At 33.0% G+C, this 20328-nt stretch carries 20 protein-coding genes; 8 read left to right on the top strand and 12 right to left on the bottom strand.

The window, feature by feature from the left end; translation table 11 throughout:
- Position 1 precedes the first annotated feature (1 nt).
- Positions 2 to 454 (top strand): sensor of ECF-type sigma factor, encoded by a 453-nt coding sequence (locus R2782_RS00500; protein ID WP_371266085.1) that lies wholly within the window; start codon positions 2 to 4, stop codon positions 452 to 454.
- Here R2782_RS00500 and R2782_RS00495 read toward each other — a convergent pair.
- Positions 451 to 1518, bottom strand: a complete 1068-nt coding sequence (locus tag R2782_RS00495) for a WD40/YVTN/BNR-like repeat-containing protein (RefSeq protein WP_371266084.1) — start codon at positions 1516 to 1518, stop codon at positions 451 to 453. The two genes, R2782_RS00500 and R2782_RS00495, sit on opposite strands and share 4 nt — an antisense overlap.
- 159 nt (positions 1519 to 1677) lie before the next feature.
- Between R2782_RS00495 and R2782_RS00490 the strand changes: the two genes are divergently transcribed.
- The gene (locus R2782_RS00490; RefSeq protein WP_371266083.1) at positions 1678 to 2940 is read left to right on the top strand and encodes a hypothetical protein; all 1263 of its coding nucleotides are present in this window, start codon (positions 1678 to 1680) and stop codon (positions 2938 to 2940) included.
- 66 nt (positions 2941 to 3006) lie between these two features.
- Here the strand turns inward: R2782_RS00490 and R2782_RS00485 are convergent, their stop codons facing one another.
- Positions 3007 to 4047: an RluA family pseudouridine synthase gene (locus tag R2782_RS00485; protein ID WP_371266082.1), complete on the bottom strand. Its 1041-nt coding sequence runs from the start codon at positions 4045 to 4047 to the stop codon at positions 3007 to 3009.
- Positions 4040 to 4654, bottom strand: coding sequence for a PASTA domain-containing protein (locus tag R2782_RS00480; protein WP_371266081.1), 615 nt, complete (start codon positions 4652 to 4654; stop codon positions 4040 to 4042). Before R2782_RS00480 ends, R2782_RS00485 begins: the two co-directional genes overlap by 8 nt.
- A gap of 104 nt (positions 4655 to 4758) precedes the next feature.
- Between R2782_RS00480 and R2782_RS00475 the strand changes: the two genes are divergently transcribed.
- The 3 genes from R2782_RS00475 to R2782_RS00465 are packed head-to-tail and all read left to right on the top strand — an operon-like array spanning position 4759 to position 7931.
- Positions 4759 to 5736 carry a D-alanine--D-alanine ligase gene (locus R2782_RS00475; protein WP_371266080.1) on the top strand — a complete coding sequence of 326 codons (978 nt, stop codon included), beginning with the start codon at positions 4759 to 4761 and terminating at the stop codon, positions 5734 to 5736.
- A gap of 2 nt (positions 5737 to 5738) precedes the next feature.
- Positions 5739 to 6194, top strand: coding sequence for a pantetheine-phosphate adenylyltransferase (gene coaD / locus R2782_RS00470; RefSeq protein WP_371266079.1), 456 nt, complete (start codon positions 5739 to 5741; stop codon positions 6192 to 6194).
- A gap of 6 nt (positions 6195 to 6200) precedes the next feature.
- Positions 6201 to 7931 carry a M14 family metallopeptidase gene (locus R2782_RS00465; RefSeq protein WP_371266078.1) on the top strand — a complete coding sequence of 577 codons (1731 nt, stop codon included), beginning with the start codon at positions 6201 to 6203 and terminating at the stop codon, positions 7929 to 7931.
- Here the strand turns inward: R2782_RS00465 and R2782_RS00460 are convergent, their stop codons facing one another.
- The gene (locus R2782_RS00460) at positions 7932 to 8528 is read right to left on the bottom strand and encodes an NUDIX hydrolase (protein ID WP_371266077.1); all 597 of its coding nucleotides are present in this window, start codon (positions 8526 to 8528) and stop codon (positions 7932 to 7934) included.
- Positions 8529 to 8535: 7 nt separating this feature from the next.
- Between R2782_RS00460 and pyrE the strand changes: the two genes are divergently transcribed.
- The 3 genes from pyrE to R2782_RS00445 all read left to right on the top strand — a co-directional run bounded on the left by pyrE (position 8536) and on the right by R2782_RS00445 (position 11091).
- Positions 8536 to 9183 carry an orotate phosphoribosyltransferase gene (gene pyrE, locus R2782_RS00455; protein ID WP_371266076.1) on the top strand — a complete coding sequence of 216 codons (648 nt, stop codon included), beginning with the start codon at positions 8536 to 8538 and terminating at the stop codon, positions 9181 to 9183.
- A gap of 87 nt (positions 9184 to 9270) precedes the next feature.
- Positions 9271 to 9663, top strand: a complete 393-nt coding sequence (locus R2782_RS00450; RefSeq protein WP_371266075.1) for an SRPBCC family protein — start codon at positions 9271 to 9273, stop codon at positions 9661 to 9663.
- Between the two features lie 72 nt (positions 9664 to 9735).
- Positions 9736 to 11091, top strand: a complete 1356-nt coding sequence (locus R2782_RS00445; RefSeq protein WP_371266074.1) for a M28 family peptidase — start codon at positions 9736 to 9738, stop codon at positions 11089 to 11091.
- Here R2782_RS00445 and R2782_RS00440 read toward each other — a convergent pair.
- From R2782_RS00440 to R2782_RS00405, 8 genes are all read right to left on the bottom strand, one after another.
- Positions 11088 to 14093: a glycoside hydrolase family 3 N-terminal domain-containing protein gene (locus R2782_RS00440; protein WP_371266073.1), complete on the bottom strand. Its 3006-nt coding sequence runs from the start codon at positions 14091 to 14093 to the stop codon at positions 11088 to 11090. The genes R2782_RS00445 and R2782_RS00440 overlap by 4 nt on opposite strands.
- Before the next feature lie 126 nt (positions 14094 to 14219).
- A complete protein-coding gene (locus tag R2782_RS00435; protein ID WP_371266072.1) occupies positions 14220 to 14702 on the bottom strand; it encodes an ABC transporter ATPase in 483 nt (160 codons plus the stop codon).
- 9 nt (positions 14703 to 14711) lie between these two features.
- Positions 14712 to 15320 carry a hypothetical protein gene (locus R2782_RS00430; RefSeq protein ID WP_371266071.1) on the bottom strand — a complete coding sequence of 203 codons (609 nt, stop codon included), beginning with the start codon at positions 15318 to 15320 and terminating at the stop codon, positions 14712 to 14714.
- Between the two features lie 2 nt (positions 15321 to 15322).
- Positions 15323 to 16114 carry a (Fe-S)-binding protein gene (locus tag R2782_RS00425; protein WP_371266070.1) on the bottom strand — a complete coding sequence of 264 codons (792 nt, stop codon included), beginning with the start codon at positions 16112 to 16114 and terminating at the stop codon, positions 15323 to 15325.
- 102 nt (positions 16115 to 16216) lie between these two features.
- On the bottom strand, positions 16217 to 16663 hold the full coding sequence (locus R2782_RS00420) for a phosphoheptose isomerase (protein ID WP_371266069.1): 447 nt from the start codon (positions 16661 to 16663) through the stop codon (positions 16217 to 16219).
- 77 nt (positions 16664 to 16740) lie between these two features.
- On the bottom strand, positions 16741 to 18066 hold the full coding sequence (locus tag R2782_RS00415; RefSeq protein WP_371266068.1) for a 4Fe-4S dicluster domain-containing protein: 1326 nt from the start codon (positions 18064 to 18066) through the stop codon (positions 16741 to 16743).
- A gap of 5 nt (positions 18067 to 18071) precedes the next feature.
- Positions 18072 to 19037, bottom strand: coding sequence for an MlaD family protein (locus tag R2782_RS00410; protein WP_371266067.1), 966 nt, complete (start codon positions 19035 to 19037; stop codon positions 18072 to 18074).
- 41 nt (positions 19038 to 19078) lie between these two features.
- Positions 19079 to 20251: an N-acetylmuramoyl-L-alanine amidase gene (locus tag R2782_RS00405; protein ID WP_371266066.1), complete on the bottom strand. Its 1173-nt coding sequence runs from the start codon at positions 20249 to 20251 to the stop codon at positions 19079 to 19081.
- Positions 20252 to 20328: the final 77 nt, after the last annotated feature.

Here is a 20328-nt window from a genome sequence, read left to right as displayed (position 1 = left end):
CATGAAAAAAAGTTATATTATTACACTACTATTTTGTTTGATTTTTGCTTTAACAGGTTTTGCTCAAGGTAGCAAAAGGGATAAAGTAAAAGCTTTAAAAACAGCTTTTATAACTACCGAGTTAGCTTTAACGCAACAAGAGGCAGAAAAATTTTGGCCAATTTATAATGCCTATGAAGATGAGTTGTTTGAATTACGTCATGAAAAAATGAAGTCGTACATGAAACGAATGGATGCTGATTTGAATGGAATGTCTGAAAAAGAAGCAACTGTTTTACTCTCTCAAATGGAAAGTGTAGAAGAAGAAACGCATCAATTGAAAAAAAAGTTAGTAGCCGATTTAAAAAACGTAATAAGTTCTCATAAAATTGTAAAGCTTAAAAAAGCTGAAGAAGATTTTAATCGAAATCTATTGAAACAATACCGTGAAAACCGTTCTTCAAAACGCTATTAATCATTTGATGTAAATTTTATCTTAATAATCTTATTTTTTCCTGCAGCTATAGCATTTCGTTCATCTATGAATCGAATCGTGTGTAGATTTTGCTCATCACTGATTTTTTTCCAAAAATTACCGCTGTCATCTGAAAAATAAATACCTTGCGGACCTACACTTACGGCTAAAAGCCCACCCGATTCCGGAACAAACTGTATGCAAGAAGTATATCCAAAAGCCTCACCGTCTGATATTAATATCCAAGATTGACCACTATTAATTGTTAAGGCTTTGTTTTTAGAGTTTTCATTTTGATTTTCATAATCACCTCCAGCAATAATGCCAATGGTATCATTATAAAAATCGGCGGTGAAGATTCCGGCCATGGGTTTTCCTTGATTCATAGGTGTTTCATGGACAGTCCATGTTTTACCCTTGTCTTTTGAAGAGAAAATCCGGGCTTTTGTACCTCCAGTTACTATCCAAGTGTTATTACCCTTCACAACTAAACTGGTATTGCTGGCAGCAAAACCGGCTTCACCTATCTCAATTTTAGGCAAATCTTTACAAGGTACTTTTTCCCAAGTTTCGCCACCATCTCTGGTAATTGCAATAATCAGACAATCATTTTGAGGATCACCCATTGCTATTCCTTCGTAATCATTCCAAAATTGAATGCCGTTGTAAAATGCTTTAGGGTGTTTGTCTTCAAAAACTTTAGTTGCCAAATTATCTTTTTTCGATACCCGATATATAACAGCCGGATTTTCAGTACTTATTAAGAAAATAGATGAACTGTTTTTAGCTATTCCCCTAAAATGTGGTTTGATAGAATCTGAAGTGATTTGTTTGATTAATCTGTTAGACTTATCAAATTTACAATAACCGAAAGTTCCCTTATCTGTAGCAAACCATACCTTGTCCTTTTCTAAAGTAATCGCACGTACACTCATTGTATCTGATAAAAGTGTGTCAATTTCTAATCCGGTAAAAGGAGCCCGTAAGTTAGTTATCTGTTTCTTTTTAACATCTTGACAAGATAATAGTAAGGCTAATAGTAGAATTTCACAAATTTTACGCATTTTGTTAAGATTTTTTCAAATATAAAAACAATAATTAATTTTACAAGTAAATTTTTACAAAAAAATCTTATAAAAATAGTTCGTAAAAAGTATTGGCATAAATATTGTAATGGTTTAGTTGAAAAGTTAACAATCAATAAACTTTTAATGTAAAACAAGATGAAAACTAAATTACTTACCCTTTGTTTTATGGTTATCGGGATGATAAGTATAAAAGCCCAAGACAGAACTACTGTACGAGCAAATTCTATTGATATTAGCGATAATCTAGATTTAAGAGCTGTTGCCTCTATTTTTGGAGAAGCTACCGATTTAGAAGATTTTGAAAGAAGATTAAATGATCCTTCAAATCCAATTTCTAATTTAGATTTAAACAACGATAATCAAGTAGATTACTTGCGAGTCATTGAAATGGTTGAAAACGGAACGCATTTAATCATTGTACAATCTGTTTTAGGTAGAGATTTATTTCAGGATGTGGCTACTGTTGAAGTTGAAAGAGATCAAAATAACAACGTTCAAGTTCAAGTTGTAGGTGATGTATATATGTATGGGGCAAATTATATTTACGAGCCGGTGTACATTCACAGACCAATTATTTTTACTACGTTTTGGGTAAGAACTTACCGTCCGTATTGTTCTCCTTGGTTTTGGGGATACTACCCAACATATTATTATGCTTGGAATCCATGGCCTATCTTTCGCTATAGAAATCATGTTAATGTATTTATTAATGTCAATAATACTTGTCACTATGTAAATTACAGACGAAGCACTAGAGCGATTGCTATGCATCATACGCGAAGAGGAAATGCATATGAAGTATTACACCCTACTCGATCGTTTTCAACGCGAAATAATGGTTATAAAAACCGATATGAATTAACACAAAACAGAACGACAAGAAACCAAGCCATAAGTAATGATGTTTCAGTAAGTAACACAAGAAGTAATCAACTTTCGCAAGTTTCCTATACAGGAACAATAAACGATGGTGTTAGAAGTAATTCATACCAAAGTAATCCAAGAACTAGAGAAACGGGAACAAGACAAACAAAAGAAATGGCTATTAACTCACCGAGAAATAGCACAAGAAATTTTAGTTCTAATGCGAATTCTGAAACAGTTGAACAACCAACACCTCGAATAAGAAATAATTCTTCATCAGGAAGTGCTACATTTTCAACTCCCCGAAGTACACCTAAAACAAATAGTTCTACTTTTGGAAATGCAACTAATGAGCCAAAGGTAAAATCTACACCACGTGTCTCTGGTAATATGAGTTCACCGAGAAATGTATCGACACCAAAAGTAAAATCATCTTCGCGTTCTTCCAATCAAATGAGTACACCTACAAGAAATTCTTCAAAGTCTCAAAGTTCAGGAACAAGAAGTTCAATCAATTCTTCTCGTAGAGGGTAAGTAAGCCTCTTGAGATATAAAAAGCAGCATATCTAATGATTTTGCTGCTTTTTCATTTTTTAAAATTTATGCTTCATCCAGTGAATTCGATTTTGAATAATTCCTCCATCTTTCGATACAGTCTATCATATCTTTTGGAATATCAGAATCAAATCGCATGAATTTTTTAGTAGTAGGATGCTCAAAGCCTAAAGTTTTAGCGTGTAAAGCATGACGAGGCAAGATTGTAAAACAATTTTCTACAAACTGTTTGTATTTTGTAAAGGTTGTTCCTTTCAAAATGAGGTGGCCCCCGTATCGTGCATCATTAAACAGTGGATGACCAATATGCTTCATATGGGCACGAATTTGATGTGTTCTTCCCGTTTCTAATTTACATGAAATAAGCGTGACATAGCCAAATCTTTCTAGTACTTTATAATGTGTTACAGCGGGTTTTCCAAGCATTTCATTATCATAAACAGCCATTTGCATGCGGTCTTTTTGATGTCTGCCAATAAAGCCACCAATGGTTCCCTCCTCCTCAACTGGATTTCCCCAAACCAAGGCAATATATTCTCGTTCAGAAGTTTTTTCAGCAAATTGTTTAGCCAAAAATGCCATAGCTAAATCTGTTTTTGCAATGACTAATAATCCTGATGTATTCTTGTCAATTCGATGCACCAGTCCGGGACGTTCTGAGCTATTCATGGGTAAATTTTCAAAGTGAAAAGCCAACGCATTAACGAGTGTTCCACTATAGTTTCCATGACCGGGATGTACAACCATTCCGGCTTCTTTATTGACAATTAACAACTGATCATCTTCGTAGATAATATTAATTGGAATATCTTCCGGCTCTAACAGATATTCATAAGGCGGATGCTCCATGAGGTACCGAACAACATCTAACGGTTTAACCTTGTAATTGGATTTAACAGGTATATCGTTTACTAAAATATTTCCGGCTATTGCGGCTTGTTGTATTTTATTACGCGTAGTATTTTCAACAACTTGCATGAGGTACTTATCAATTCGAACCATTGATTGCCCTTTGGGTACCACAAATCGATGGTGTTCAAATAATTCGTCGTCGGAGTCTAATTCTACTGTAGGTATATTACTCATGTGTATCCTCAAATTCCTGTAATTGCATGAGACTATCAATTTCAGTTTCGTCAAAAGCTATTTTTCCATCACCTAGAACCAAATCAATTTTGGATGTTTTCATAATTTTAGAACCGGGTTTTACTGCAACACCTTTGTGTTTCATTTCTAAAACCATGTCTTTTCCCAAATAAGGTTTATAAGTTACGGTGCCTACTTCTAAACCTATTGATTTTAATGTTGGCTCTGCTTGACGATACGTTTTTTCTATCAAATCAGGTAATGTTACATATGCATAACCAGCTGCATTAATTTTCAAATAAACCTTTCTATTTGCTTTTACTTTAGATCCCGTTTTAGGTTCTTGTTCAACAACACTAAATTTTGGGAATTCCTCCTGATAATCTAATGTGTCTAATAAAACATAATCAAGTTCTAAATTTTCTAGTTTTGTTTCGGCTTGCTCTACACTCAATTTACTTAAATTAGGCACGGTTATTTCTTGACCATGATTAGTTATAAATGACAGCATATTAAAAAAGACAAAAGCCAAAATTGCTACAATGACGAAAGCAATCATAATTTGTCTAAAAAAGACTTTACTAGTAAGATATTTTCTTAAACTCATCCTATTTTGTTTGTTGCAAAGATATAAAATAATAAACCGTTTTTTCTTTCAATAAATAAATGATAATTTTGTTAAAGTATAACTTAATTTTCTAACGCAATTCAATGAAAAATGTTGCCATTATTATGGGTGGATATTCTAGCGAATATCAAATTTCGCTTACAAGCGGCAGTGTTGTCTATACTTATTTAGATAAAACAAAATACAATGCCTATAAGATTCATGTTTTTAGAGAGAAATGGGTTTGTGTCACTGATTCCGGTGCTGAATTTCCAATCAATAAAAATGATTTTTCTGTAATTGTTGAAGGTAATAAAATAACGTTCGATGTAGTTTTCAATGCTATTCACGGTACTCCCGGTGAAGACGGTTTGATGCAAGCTTATTTTGAGCTGTTAGACATACCTCAAACCAGTTGCGACTATTATCAGTCGGCATTAACTTTTAATAAAAGAGATTTACTTTCTGTTTTAAAACCCTATGGAATTAAAACCGCCACTTCTTATTATTTGAATTTAGGTGATGCTATTGATGCTGATTTAATTATTAAATCAGTTGGATTGCCTTGTTTTGTTAAACCTAATAAGTCAGGTTCGAGTTTTGGAATTTCTAAAGTGAAAAGCAAAGATGAATTGATTCCTGCAATTGAAAATGCTTATAAAGAAGATAACGAAATCATTATTGAAAGTTTTTTAGACGGCTTAGAAGTTTCAGTTGGCGTTATAAATTACAAAGGAAAAGTAACTGTTCTTCCCATCACTGAAATTGTTTCAGAAAATGATTTCTTTGATTATGAAGCGAAGTATTTAGGTAAATCACAAGAAATTACTCCGGCCAGAATTAGTGATGAATTGAAACAAAAAGTAGAAACTGTTGCTAAAAGAGCTTATGAAGTGTTGAAAATGAAAGGTTTTTCACGAAGTGAATTTATTATTGTAGACAACGAACCGTATATGTTGGAAATGAACACTATCCCGGGATTAACCACTGAGAGTATTTTACCTCAACAAGCTAAAGTTGCCGGAATTTCGTTGACAGAATTGTTTGATAATGCCATAGAATTGGCTTTGAAACCAAATTAATTATGAAAAAAGCAATATTCCCAGGTTCGTTTGACCCTATTACATTAGGGCATTTTGATATCATTCAACGAGGAATTTCTTTGTTTGATGAAGTAATTGTTGCCATTGGGGTGAATGCAGAAAAAAAATATATGTTTTCATTAGAGGAACGAAAATTGTTTATCGAAAAAGCGTTTCTTAATGAACCAAAAGTTAGGGTAATCACTTACGAAGGATTAACTATCGATTTGTGCAGAAAGGAAAAAGCTGATTTTATTCTTCGTGGATTACGAAATCCGGCCGATTTTGAATTTGAAAAAGCTATTGCCCATACAAATAGAAAGTTATCAAAGATTGAAACCGTTTTCTTGTTGACAGCTTCCAAAACATCTTACATTAGTTCCAGTATTGTACGAGATGTAATTAGAAATGGAGGTGATTATTCCGTACTGGTACCTGAATCGGTTAAAGTAAAATAGCGTTTAATGAAGAAAGTACAACTTATAATCACTCTAATGGTAAATCTATTTTCAGTGTATGGACAACAAAATAATTGGTTGACTCCTTATGAAATAGGAAATAAAAATCAAACAACGACTTACCATGAAGCCATTGACTTTTACGATGCTTTAGACAAACAGTTTGAAACAATTAAAATGGTAGAGATGGGTCAAACGGACTCTGGTGAACCACTTCATATAATCCTTTTTAATCCGGATAAAAACTTTGACTTAAACAAAAGAAATTCCAAAGCAATTTTATTGATTAATAATAATATACATCCGGGTGAACCTGATGGTGTGGATGCTTCTATGATGCTTTTTCGTGATTTGGTTTTGCAAAAAATCCCTGCACCCAAAAATACAATTGTTGCAATGATACCTTTTTATAATATCGGAGGAACATTGAATCGGAACTCTTTTTCACGAGCCAATCAAAACGGACCGGAATCCTATGGTTTTCGTGGTAATAGTAGAAATTTTGATTTAAATCGCGATTTTATTAAATCAGACACCAAAAATGCACGAAGTTTTGCAGAGATTTTTCAATTAGTAAACCCCGATGTTTTTATTGACAATCACGTAAGTAATGGTGCAGATTATCAATATGTTTTAACCTATATTCAAACACAACATCAAAAATTGGGAACTGATTTGGGTAATTTTTTAAAGGATGAAATGACGCCTTCAATCAGAAAAGAATTGTTGAAAAAGAATATTGAAAGTATTCCTTATGTTACGGTGTATGGATCTACCCCCGACAAAGGGTTCACCCAAATGTTGGATATACCCAGGTATTCTACCGGTTACGCATCTCTTTTTCATACTATCGGTTATATGCCTGAAACCCATATGTTGAAGAATTATAAAGACCGTGTAAAAGTTACCTATGAGTTTATGTTGGAAACTATTTTATTCACTGATGTTAACTATTTGGAAATTAAAAATTTAAGAGAAAAAAACCAACATCAATTTAAGCCGGGTACTTTGTATCCTCTACAATGGAAAATTGACAGTGCAAAAGTGGAGCAAATAGATTTTTTAGGTTTCCAATCAGGCTTTAAAAAAAGTGAAATTTCGGGTAAAGACAGGCTATATTATGACCGAAATAAGCCTTTTAAAAAGAAAATTCCGTACTATCAATTTTATTCACCTTCAAAACAAGTTGAGATTCCATTTGCGTATGTTGTACCAAAATCGTGGTGGAATGTGATTGATTTATTAAAATTGAATAAAGTAGAGATGATTGAATTGAAAAAAGATACACTCATTGAAGTAGAAAAATATAAAATTACCGATTACAGCACAAGTAGTTCCGCCTATGAGGGTCATTATTTACATTCGAATACAACAATAACTAAATCGAAAGAAAAGGTTGCGTTCAAGAAGGGAGACTATTATATTACGACCCAACAATTTGCCGTAAAATATCTATTGGAAACGTTAGAGCCTGAAGCACCTGATTCCTTTTTTAATTGGAATTTTTTTGACGCTATTTTACAGCAAAAGGAAGGTTATTCTGCTTATGTGTTTGAAGATTTAGCAGTTGAAATTTTAGCTAAAAATCCAACTTTAAAAGAAAAATTTGAAAAGAAAAAAACCGAAGACAAATCATTTGCAGAGAACGGTTCTATTCAATTAGATTGGATCTATAAGAACTCAGAATACTATGAAATTTCTCACCTTAGCTATCCGGTTTATAGGGTTTTGAATTAATTAAATTGTTTCTTTTTCAAATATTAGTTTAATATTTTCGTAAGAATTGTTCAAACATGAAACAATATTTTCGGGTTTGACCCATTCTACTTTTTCGATTCCTTCTTCTAACTGACCAATCATTTTACCTGAATAGCTGGTTTTCATTTCAAACCAATGGGTAATTTTTAATTTATAACGACCATTGCGTTTGAAGATATGATAGGTTTTACTCAATTTTCGGGTAATTTTTAGCCCTTTAACACCGGTTTCCTCTTCTACTTCGCGAAGAGCTGTATCTTCAATTTCTTCACCTTTCTCAATACCACCTTTCGGTAAATCCCACTTTTTATTTCTAAAAATAAACAAAACTTCATTCTTATCATTATAAACCAGTCCACCACCGGCTTTTTCGACAGGTATTTTTGACTTTAGTTTTTTAAGAATTTCCTTCTCATCCGGGTGATACAAAAAAGCTTTATCTACTTTATTCTTAAAAATCTTAATGATAAGTTGTTTGATATCAACACTATCCAATAAAAATAATTGAAAATCTGTTTCTTTTTGAATTTGATTTGTCAAAAAAAGTGGTTTGTCGTTCACAAAAACTTTATACATTTGTACTATGATTTTTAATAAAGATACAGCCAAAAAAACAGCCGAATTGCTTTTACAAATAAACGCAATTAAATTAAATCCTAAAAATCCTTTTTTATGGGCTTCGGGCTGGAAATCGCCTATTTATTGTGATAATAGAATAACACTCTCATTTCCACCGATTCGGAATTATATTCGTGAAGAATTTTCCAAAAATATTGAAAAAGAATTTGGAAAACCTGATGTTATTGCCGGTGTAGCTACAGGAGCAATTGGAATTGGCATGCTTGTTGCTGAATACATGGGACTTCCGTTTGTTTATGTTAGACCTGAGCCCAAAAAACACGGTCGTCAAAATCAAGTGGAAGGCTTTTTGCAAAAAGGTCAAAATGTTGTGGTAGTCGAAGATTTAATCAGTACCGGAAACAGTAGCTTACTTGCCGTTGAAGCACTCAAAGAGGCCGGAGCAAATGTTAAAGGGATGGTAGCTATTTTTACATATGGTTTTGATATTTCTGTTGAAAATTTTAAAAAGGCCAACGTAACACTACATACACTTTCCAATTATGATAATTTATTGGAATTGGCTGTTGCAAAAAAATATATTACAGAAGTAGAGCAGCACACCTTGCAAGAATGGCGAGTAAGTCCTTCAACTTGGGGTGTGGAAGTTTAGCTCAGAGAATTAGTAAAAAGAAAAATTTAATCAGTTTTCGGAGAACTGACAACAAACAACCGATAACTGACAACCAACAATAAAATAATGAATTTAGAAAGCCCAAAAGTTACCGTAGAAAAATCAGCCTCTTACTTGTTTGATTCTTTAAGTGATGTTCGCAATTTTGAAAAATTAATGCCGGATAGCATTGCCAAATTTGAAGTAACCGGAGAAGATTCTTTTATTTTCGGATTAAAAGGAATGCCTGAAATCAAACTGAAAATGAAAGAAAAAAACGCTCCAAGTCAAGTGGTCTTGGGGGCTGCTTCAGACAAACTTCCTTTTACTTTAATGGGAAATATCAATTCGTTGTCTGAAAATAGTTCAGAAGTACAATTGGTTTTTGATGGTGAATTTAACCCAATGATGGCCATGATGATTAAAGGTCCAATTTCAAAGTTTATTGAAACGTTGGCTGAAAATATGCACAAATTATAAGTATATCAATTCAATTTATTCTGTCCTTTTCTTTTTAAAAATACATATTTTGTATCTTTGAAAGAAAAGGATATGAAATTTTACCTTCTTCCATTACTTTTATTATTTTCAACCATTACTTTTTCTCAAACAGATAGTCGAATTTATGACATCATAGAATCTGTTTCTACCAACCGATTACAAAAAGACATTGCTACACTCGCCAATTTTGGCACCCGAAATACATTTAGTGATACCATTTCAAATACTAGAGGTATTGGAGCTGCTCGCCGTTGGATAAAATCTGAATTTGAATCTATTTCTAAACAGTGTAAAAATTGTTTAGAAGTTTTTTATCAAAAAGATTTTGTAACCACTAATGTAGGTGAACGTGTACCAAAAGATACTTGGATTGTGAATGTGGTAGCCGTTCAAAAAGGCACAAAATACCCTAATCGTTACATTATCATGACAGGCGATATTGACTCCAGAAATTCAGATACGATGGATTATGAAGGCGATGCTCCCGGTGCAAATGATAATGCAACCGGAATGGCCGGAACGATTGAGGCTGCACGCGTTTTATCAAAATATTCATTTGAAAATAGCATCATTTATCTAGGATTGTCCGGTGAAGAACAAGGTTTGTTTGGCGGCAAAGGTTTTGCCGAATTTGCTAAGAAAAATAATTGGGAAATTATTGGTGTATTAAATAATGACATGATAGGTAACATCGAAGGTGTAGATGGTGTGATTGATAATCGAAGTTTCAGAATTTTCTCGGAACCTACTCCTCCAAACGAAACCGAAAAGCAAAGAAATCAACGTCGCTTTTATGGTGGTGAAGTCGATGGTATTTCGCGACAATTGGCACGTTACATGCACAAACAAATTCAAACGTATATGCCGGAAATGAATCCAATGATGATTTATCGATTAGATCGTTTTGGTCGTGGTGGGCATCATCGTCCGTTTAATGATTTGGGTTATGCAGGTATCCGAATAATGGAAGCTCATGAAAATTACAATCGCCAACATCAAAATTTACGAACTGAAAATGGCATAGCATATGGTGATGTTTTAGAAGGCGTTAATTTTGATTATGTGGCTAAATTAACTGCAGCTAATGCAGTTGTTTTGGCTAATTTAGCATGGTCTCCTCCTGCTCCAACCAATGTGTTAATTGGTGGGATTGTTGAACCAAATACCAAATTACGTTGGGATAAAATAAATGATAATTCGGTAGCCGGGTATAAAATTTATTGGCGTAACACAACTTCATCACAATGGGAATATAGTCGCTTTGTAGGTAATGTTGATAATATTGAATTAAAAGGAATTGTAATTGATAATTACTACTTTGGTGTAGCATCTGTTGGAAAAAACGGACATGAAAGTATAGTTACATTTCCTAATGATATTATTCGAAAAACATTCAAAACCAATTAATTTTCAGGAATTATTGCGTCATAAATCACTTGCTGAATATCTTCTCTAATGTTATTCTTGGATAACAAATTTTGAGTTGCATCAGGATAAGTTCGATTGGATAAAAAGATATATACCAGTTCCTGTTCAGGATCAGCCCATGCCATGGTTCCTGTAAATCCGGTATGACCAAAACTCGTCATTGAAGCACAGCCGCAAGTTGGCCCTGATTTTCCTAATTGTGGTTTGTCGAAACCAATTCCTCGGCGATTTCCCTCCGGACAATAATAACAAGTATTAAATACATCAAAAGCTTCCGGTGAAAAAAATTGTTGACCCCCATAATTCCCTTTTTGAAGAAAAAGCTGCATGATTTTTGCCATATCCATTGAATTGGAGAAAATACCGGCATGACCACCTACTCCACCTTCCATAGCCGCGGTCATGTCGTGCACGTAGCCTTGAATAGTTTGGTGACGAAAATAATTGTCTTCTTCAGTGGGCGGAATAATACTCATATCAACCTTTTTTAATGGATTATAAAAGGTGTGTGTAGCTCCGATTTTGGTATAGAAATTCTTTTCACTTAATTCATCTAAGGTTTTGCCGGTAGATTTTTCTATAAAATGTTTAAGAATGATAAATGTAAAATCACTGTATTTATATTCTTTTTTAGGCAATAACTTACTCTTAGCAATAGCATATAGAATAGAATCTTGATAATCTTTTCGTAAATATAAATTTTCTGCTACTTGGAAAGGGAAATCTTCGCTGTATAATTTTCTATAATATTTTTCAGATGGAATTTTATTACTATCCAATGTCTTTTTATAAAAAGGTTCCCAAGCTTGTAAACGAGCGTAGTGAGAAAGTAAATCTTTAAAGTTTATATTTTCTTTATCGGTTCCTTTAAAAATTGGGAGCATATCTCCTAATTTAGAATCTAATGTTACTTTCTTTTTGTCATATAACTGCAACAATGTTGGAAGTGTTGCTACAATTTTTGTTAATGAAGCTACATCATAAATATCAGCGTTTTTTACAGCCACTTGATTATCATAAGTATGAAAACCAAAAGCCTTCTGATAGATTACTTTTCCTTTTTTGGCAACCAATATCTGACCTCCCGGAGTCATTTTTTCACGCATTGCCTTTTGCATAATTGCATCAATTTTTTCAAGAGTTAAGGAATTTACACCAACATTCTCCGGATGAGTAAAACCTAATCGATTGATTTTTTCTGTTATTAAACCATGGTTGAAAGTAAATTCATCATTGATAGAAACGGGTAATTTCCCTTTACTACTAATTGCTCCAAAAATAAGCTCTGCAACAGCAGTTTGGGCAATTTCATTATTTTGATATCCTATAATTAAGCCATCAATGTCTTCAAATGAAGAAAAAGCACTTAAAGCATATGGCTTAACAAAACATGATAGAATAACTTTTTTACGCTTTGCAATTTCATTTATCCATCGAATTTCTTCATTAGAAAAATCATGTTTTTTCCATGCTCCGTCAGCTTTGTGGTATCCAATGATTACATTGCTGTAGTCGTTTAATTCTACTAAAAGTGAATCTAAATTTGTGTTAGAAATAGCAGTGACATCGGTATAATTATTAAGCATTTCCAAAAATATATCATTTGTATCATCACCCATTTTGACATAGGCAATTTTATTCTTCTCTAAATTTTTGATGGGAAGAATTGTAGCTTTATTGCGAACAACAGTTACAATATTTTCATATAATCGATATTGTAGTGCTTCCATTTCAGGGGTATTAATGGATGCTGTTAGGTGTTGAATATCTATTGGTTTGTACTTGTTTAATCCGGCTTTGAATTTGTAATGTAAAATCTTTTTTACCGAATGGGCTAGTCGTTCTTCAGAAATTAATTGTTGCTCATATGCCGCTTTGATTTTTTGAATAGCTACGGGTACATTTTCCGGAAAAAGTAAGATGTCGTTTCCGGCATGAAAAGCAGCCAAATCAATATCTCCCGGACTTTTGAAATTACTGGCACCTTTCATGTTGAGGGCATCTGTAAAAATCAATCCTTTAAAATTTAGTTCATTTTTCAACAAATCAGTTACAATCGTATTTGAAATGGATGAAGGATAACCTTTTCGGGTTTCAAAACTCGGCACTTCGAGATGAGCCACCATTACACTGGCCAGTCCTTTATTAATTAATTTCTTATAAGGATATAATTCTACATCTCTAATCTGTTCTTGCGTAAAATTTATAACCGGTAATGTATAATGAGAATCAGAAGAGGTTGCTCCATGTCCGGGAAAGTGTTTTCCGGTAGCAAAAATGCCATTACTTTGTAATCCATTCATCAAAGCTAAAGCACGTTCTGTTACTTTTTCTTTATCTTCACCAAATGAGCGATTACCAATTATAGGGTTTTTGGGATTAGTATTGATGTCTAAAACAGGAGCAAAATTAAAATGAACACCTAATTTTTTTGATTGTAGTGCCATTTGTTTACCGGTTTCTTCTATTAATTTGAGATCTTGAATGGCACCTAAAGTCATATTCCATGGAAAACGATTGACAGAATCGAGTCGCATGCTTAATCCCCATTCTGCATCGATTCCAATAAACAGAGGTGTTTTTGTAATCATTTGAAAATGATTGGTCATTTGTGCTTGACGAACAGGTCCGCCTTGAAAGAAAATTAGACCTCCTACTTTCTGCTCTGTAATTAACCTATTTAATGATGTAATGTGAGCAGAATCTTTATTAGAATAGGCAGCTACCATAAAAAGTTGTCCGATTTTCTCTTCTAGTGAAAGCGAATTATATATACTATCAACCCATTTTTTTTCAGTTGCTGTTTCTACAGTATAGTTAATGAAAGGACTTCCAATTTTATCTGATTTTGGTTGAATAAAATGAACTGAATCTTTTGGTGTATGATGGATTTTATTTTGGACAATTTTGTTGGTCGCACAATTCACAACTATAATTAAGGTGAGTAGTAAGGGTATGACTTGAGCAAATTTGGATTTCATAAAAACGAGTTTCTCTCTTGATAACAATCAAACTTAATGCCTTGTTATAAAATTCTATTACAAAATAGAATTAAAATTGATAGAAAAATTAAAGTAAAGGAAATTTTGATAAAAAGTCAAGTTTTTTTAAAAGAAACGGCTATGCCAACTGTCTTCTGCCGGTACTTCCCAACTTTCTTTCCATTCCTCGATTGTATTGACAAGATTATTAAACACGATTGTATTAGGAGAAACGGCTTTTTCTTTAGCCAACCTTTTGAAATCGATTAAGGATTTGTATGTTAGAAATTCTCCTTGTTTATAGGTTACATTCATTTTATCCAATAAATCAACCTTATATTTTTGTTCTAATGATTGAATGAATTCTACTGATTTATCAATCGAGCATCCTGTTGCTTGTTGAATTTCCTGATTTACGGCAATAATTATAAAACGGTTATATTTTGTAATGTAGGAAGACTCTAAGGAGTTTCCATGAGCTGTCCAGTTTTTTAAAAATTCTTCTAAATCAGATTCTATCATAGCAAGCTCATCATCCGAAAATTTACGATTTGATTGATAAATCCAAATTCTGGATTCTTCGGGAAGATTTTTAAATGGTACGTACATTGTTTTAAGTTATAATTTTTTAATGCCTTGAATTACTTTATAGTATCTAAAATCGTTGACTTTCGGATCATAAAACTCTTGCTCAAAATAATCTACTACAAGTTTATCATTTTTGTCAACGAGGCCATCAGTAATCAAATGTACATTTTCAAAAAAATACAGTATCAACAAACTGTGTATTCTTCCGTTACTTTCTTTTACTGTAATAGTTTGAAAATCGCCTTTTCTTGTCTCAATATATTCAACTTCCATCGACATGGTTGGAATCTCTTCTGCATCCAATACATCATCTCTACTTCCCAAAGCAATAATAAAATCTGGGCAATGATGAACCATTTTCATAGCAATTTCTTCACCCAACTGTCCCATCGCTTCATCATCGTTAAAATTTAAATTAACCGGTACGTCAAAATCATTTTTGTGATTAGAAAAACTATTGATTATACATAAACCAAAATCCAATTGAATTTTTTCTGCATCATCGTTTTTTGCATCTATCTTTTTACCGTAAACACATTCACAAGTCTCTTTAGCAATAATATCGTAAATAGCTTCTTTATTCTGACTAAAGACTAAGATGGTAGTTAAAAATAATAATAAAGTAATTTTATTTCTCATCTTTATAAATCGTGAGCATTTGCTATTAATTCGGCCACATCCATAACTTTAATTGCTCCTTCTTTTTCTTTGTTTTTAACACCATCCGTCATCATGGTGTTACAAAACGGACAACCCGCAGCAATGATGTCCGGATTGGTTTCTAAAGCATCTTCTGTCCGTTCAATATTCACTTCTTTATTACCCGGTTCTGCATCTTTAAACATTTGTGCACCTCCGGCTCCACAACATAATCCGTTAGCTCGTGAACGTTTCATTTCGACCAATTCTACATCTAATTTTTGAATTAAATCACGAGGAGCTTCATATACATTATTTGCTCTTCCTAAATAGCAAGGATCATGAAAAGTGACGCGTTTACCTTTGAATTCACCACCTTCAATCGTTAATCGCCCATCATCCAACAATGATTTTAGAAATTGGGTGTGATGCATTACTTCATATAATCCACCTAATTCAGGATATTCGTTTTTAATTGTATTAAAACAATGCGGACAAGCTGTAACCACTTTTTTAACCTCGTAGGCATTCATCACCTGAATATTCATTATGGCTTGCATTTGAAATAAAAATTCATTTCCGGCTCTTTTTGCCGGATCACCTGTACAACTTTCTTCGGTACCTAATACCGCAAAAGAAACATTGGCACGATTTAGTATTTTGACAAATGCTTTGGTAATTTTTTTTGCTCTATCATCAAAACTTCCGGCACATCCTACCCAAAATAATACTTCGGGTTGTTTGCCTTGAGCCATCATTTCGGCCATCGTTGGAACTACTACGTTTTCTGCCATTTTTTTATGATTTTGGATTGTTGGATTCTCTGATTTTAGGATTTTTAGATTTGTTTTAAAAGTATCATAATCCAAAAATCGAACCCTCTAATAATCGTAAATTTATTCATGATGTTCATCATCAAAAACTTGAATTGTAACTTCTTTTTCTACTAAATCTGTAAATTTTCCTCTGTAACGGGTCGCTTTTACTAAATGATTATCAATCCAATGATAGTTTCCACCTCTTGGTTTTCCCATTACCATTCCGTGGTATTTAAAGCCATGTTGTTTTAACCAGCGTTCTGTATATTCTCTATGTGCTTCTGTTCTGGAGGTAAAAAAGAAAATAATATGTCCTTCATCGTACCACTTATTTAATGTTTTCAGTGCATCCGGATAAACTTCAGCGGTGAGCATTCGTTCAGGCTCTTCGTTGGGAATGTCATCACAAATAGTACCATCTATATCAATTAAATAATTTTTAATTCCTTCCGGTAAAATTGGGCTTAAATGTTGACCATTTTCCGTAATGCTTTGTAGCTTTTTTTCAATGTCTTCCGTTTTCATTTTAATTTTTTTTAGTTTCACATCCATTAAACATCTTCCCAAGCCTCACACATATGGGAATTTGTTTGGTTTATAGGTTAATTTTCGTCTTTCCAATTCAAGCGATCCATTTGGTTGTATTGCCAAGGAGCACCATTGTTTTCTATATTTGTCATCATTGCATTTAATGACATAGGTGCTGCACTTTGTTCCATTACCAAATACCTACGCATATCCATAATGATTGATAATGGACTAATGTTCACCGGACATTCTTCTACGCATGCATTACATGATGTGCATGCCCAAAGTTCTTCAGGAGTAATGTAATCATTTAGCAATGATTTATTATCAGGAACAAAAATGCCATTGTTACTATCCATATTTTTACCCACTTCCTCTAACCTATCACGCGTATCCATCATTATTTTTCGAGGTGATAATTTTTTACCGGTTTGATTAGCCGGACAAGAAGAAGTACATCTTCCACACTCTGTGCAAGTGTATGCATTGAGCAATTGAACCCAATTTAAATCGTGTACATCACTAGCTCCAAATTTTGCAGATACCACATCAGTATTTACAGGAGCAGCAAAAGGGTCTGCATTTGGATCTAACATCAATTTTACTTCATTGGTTACACTTTCCAAATTATTAAATTTTCCTTTAGGATTTAAATCAGCAAAATAGGTGTTTGGAAAGGCTAATAGAATATGTAAATGTTTAGAAAAGTATAAATAATTCAAAAACACTAAAATTCCACAAATATGTAACCACCAAGCGGTACGTTCGATGACGATAACAACTCCTTCTGATAAGCCGTTAAATAAAGGTGCAATAAATTGACTGATTGGAAAGCTACCTGCTTCATCATAATGGTGCACGTCCATTTCTTGTAGCCAATAATCTGAGGCGTTCATCACTAAAAACAGAGTCATTAAGACTATTTCAAAATATAAAATATAATTTGCATCGTTTTTTGGCCAAGATTTCATGTCAGAGTTGACAAATCGTTTGAGTTTGATAACATTTCGTCTTAACCAAAAAACGATTACTGAAACAATTACCAACACGGCTAAGATTTCGAATGAAGCAATTAGAATGTTATAAAAACCACCCATAAAAGAAAATACGCGGTGTGTTCCAAAAAGTCCATCAATAATAATTTCTAACAATTCTAAATTTATGATTATAAACCCAATATATACAATTATATGAAGTATTCCTGCAATGGGTCTTTTAACCATTTTGGATTGGCCTAAGGCAATCATAGCCATATTTTTCCAACGTTCAGAAGTGTTGTCTTTTCTATTTACATCTTGGCCAATTTTTATATTTCGAATTAACTTTTTTACGTTGATTGAAAAATAACCAAATCCTAAAAGGAGGATGATGGCAAACAGTATATTGTCTAAATAACTCATAAAAGTTAATTTTTATTTTTTGTAGAATCGGTTTCTGTTGGGGCTACATAGGGTTTGTTTTTCTTTCCAAATAATGAAACATTCACATAACGTGTTGGATTTAACCTTAAATCTTGTAATAATAGTTCAAGTTCTTTTGAAGCTTTGGTGAAATTAGTATACATTTTATCATCATTCAGTAATTTACCCATTGTACCATTACCGGCTTCTACATTTGCAATTATCTTGTTTACATTTACTAATGTTTTTTCCAAATTTTCGACAGTTTGTTTCAGGTTTGATTGAGCTAAAGAGTCAGAAAGTTTTTCAAAATTAGAAGAAACTTTTTCAAAGTTATCTACAACATTATTGAGTTTACCTTTATTATTGGTTACTATTTCGTTAGCCGAATTAGAAGCTTGACTCAAAGCTGTTAAGGTTTCATTTAATTCAGCGAAGCTATTTTTCAAATCTTTTTTTGCTTTTTCATCCAAAAGTGTATTGATGTTTAGCAAAACACCGTCTGCACTCACCATAGCTTTTTCAATTTTTTCCTGAAGTGGCGTTAAGCGTTCAGAAACTAATTCGGTTAATCCCGGTTTAACACCTCCTTTTAAATAATCCCCATCATGAGCAAAATTTGTATCATTGAGGTTAGGGACAATTTGAATTTGTTTCCCGCCGATAAGTCCCGGCTCATATATTCTTGCTTCACTTGATTTAGCTATTTCAAAATCAGTATCAATTTGTAATTCTACTTTTAATTTTCCTGATTTATTTAAAAAAGAGATTGATTTTACCTTGCCAATTGCAAGTCCGTTTATCGTAACCGGAGCAGATGGTAGAAGGCCCTCTACATCATCGTACAATACATAAAACGTTTTATGGTTTGATAAAATATCGGTACCTTTTAAAAAGCTGTATCCCCAAATAAATAGTAATACGGATGATATAACTAAGATGGCTGTTTTAATTTCTTTTGATAATTTCAATGGAATACGATTTAATACAAATTTATAAAACTAAATTTATTTTACTGTTGCAATGCTTCCTGAATAGTAATTTTTTTTCCGTTTTTAAACGCTACTAAAAAAGAAGAGTCATAGCCTTTGTTTTTAGCTTCAGCTAAATTTTGTTTTGCTTCTTCATAACTAGATGTTTGGCCGTAAAAATATTTATACAAACCATTTTCCGCTATACGAGTAATAGGTTCTAATCCTTTGAAGTTTTTTGGCAAGAGTTCTAATTTTGTTCCACTTGCCGAAATTTGCACCTTAAATACAACTCCTTTAGAATCGGAGTATTTAGTATCTACAACTCGTTCTTCAGGTTTTGTTGTTGTTGTTGTTGTTGTTGTTGTTGTTGTTGTTGTTGTCTCATCAGGAATTTCTGCACTTGTTTGTACAGGTTTTTCATCAACTATTGGCGTTGTATTTCCGTAATATTCTTTTTTATAGGATAAAATTGCTTCTGTGATACCCTTCGCTAATTCATCTTGTCCTTTTTCAGAATTTAAATACGCACCTTCCGGCTTGTAAGAAAGAAAACCTAATTCTGTAAGAACACTTGGCATGGCAGTTTGGTTTAAAACTAAAAATGGCCCCTGTTTAACTCCTCTGTTTTTTCTGTCTAGTTTATTAGTGTATTCGTTCTGAATTTTTGTTGCGATGGTTATACTTTGATCTAAATACTCTTCTTGTAACAGGGTTATGCCGATTACGCTTTCGGGTGAATTTGGATCGTATCCTTCGTATTTCATTTTATAATCACTCTCTAATGTAATTACGGCATTTTCTTTCTTTGCTACTTCAAGATTGGAAGCGTTTTTTGTTAAACCCATTACAAAAGTTTCTGTACCGTAGGCTTGTCCTCTAGGGGCGGCATTACAGTGAATGGATAAAAACATGTTCGCATTTGCTCGATTGGCAATTCTGGCACGTTCAATCAACTCCACAAAAACATCTGTCTTTCGGGTATAAATTACTTGTACATCACTATATTTTTCAAGCTGTTTACCAACTTTTAACGCTACGGCCAAAGCAATATTTTTTTCAATAAAACCATAATAATTTGCTCCTAAGTCTTTCCCACCATGGCCAGCATCTAAGACTACTTTAAACTTGCTGTTGGTTTGTGCTAATAATGAAGTTGTTGACATAAAAATCAACAGAATACTTAAAAATTTAATTCTATTAAAGATATTCATTTTTTTAAAAGTTAATTTTAATTAAAACTCTAGGTTTTAAATTTTAATATTTACTTATTTTTGACCCAAAAATTATA

Origin of the sequence: Flavobacterium sp., from assembly GCF_041392085.1 — a bacterium.
Classification (GTDB): Bacteria; Bacteroidota; Bacteroidia; order Flavobacteriales; family Flavobacteriaceae; genus Flavobacterium.
This window is presented reverse-complemented; position numbering and strand designations above follow the sequence as displayed.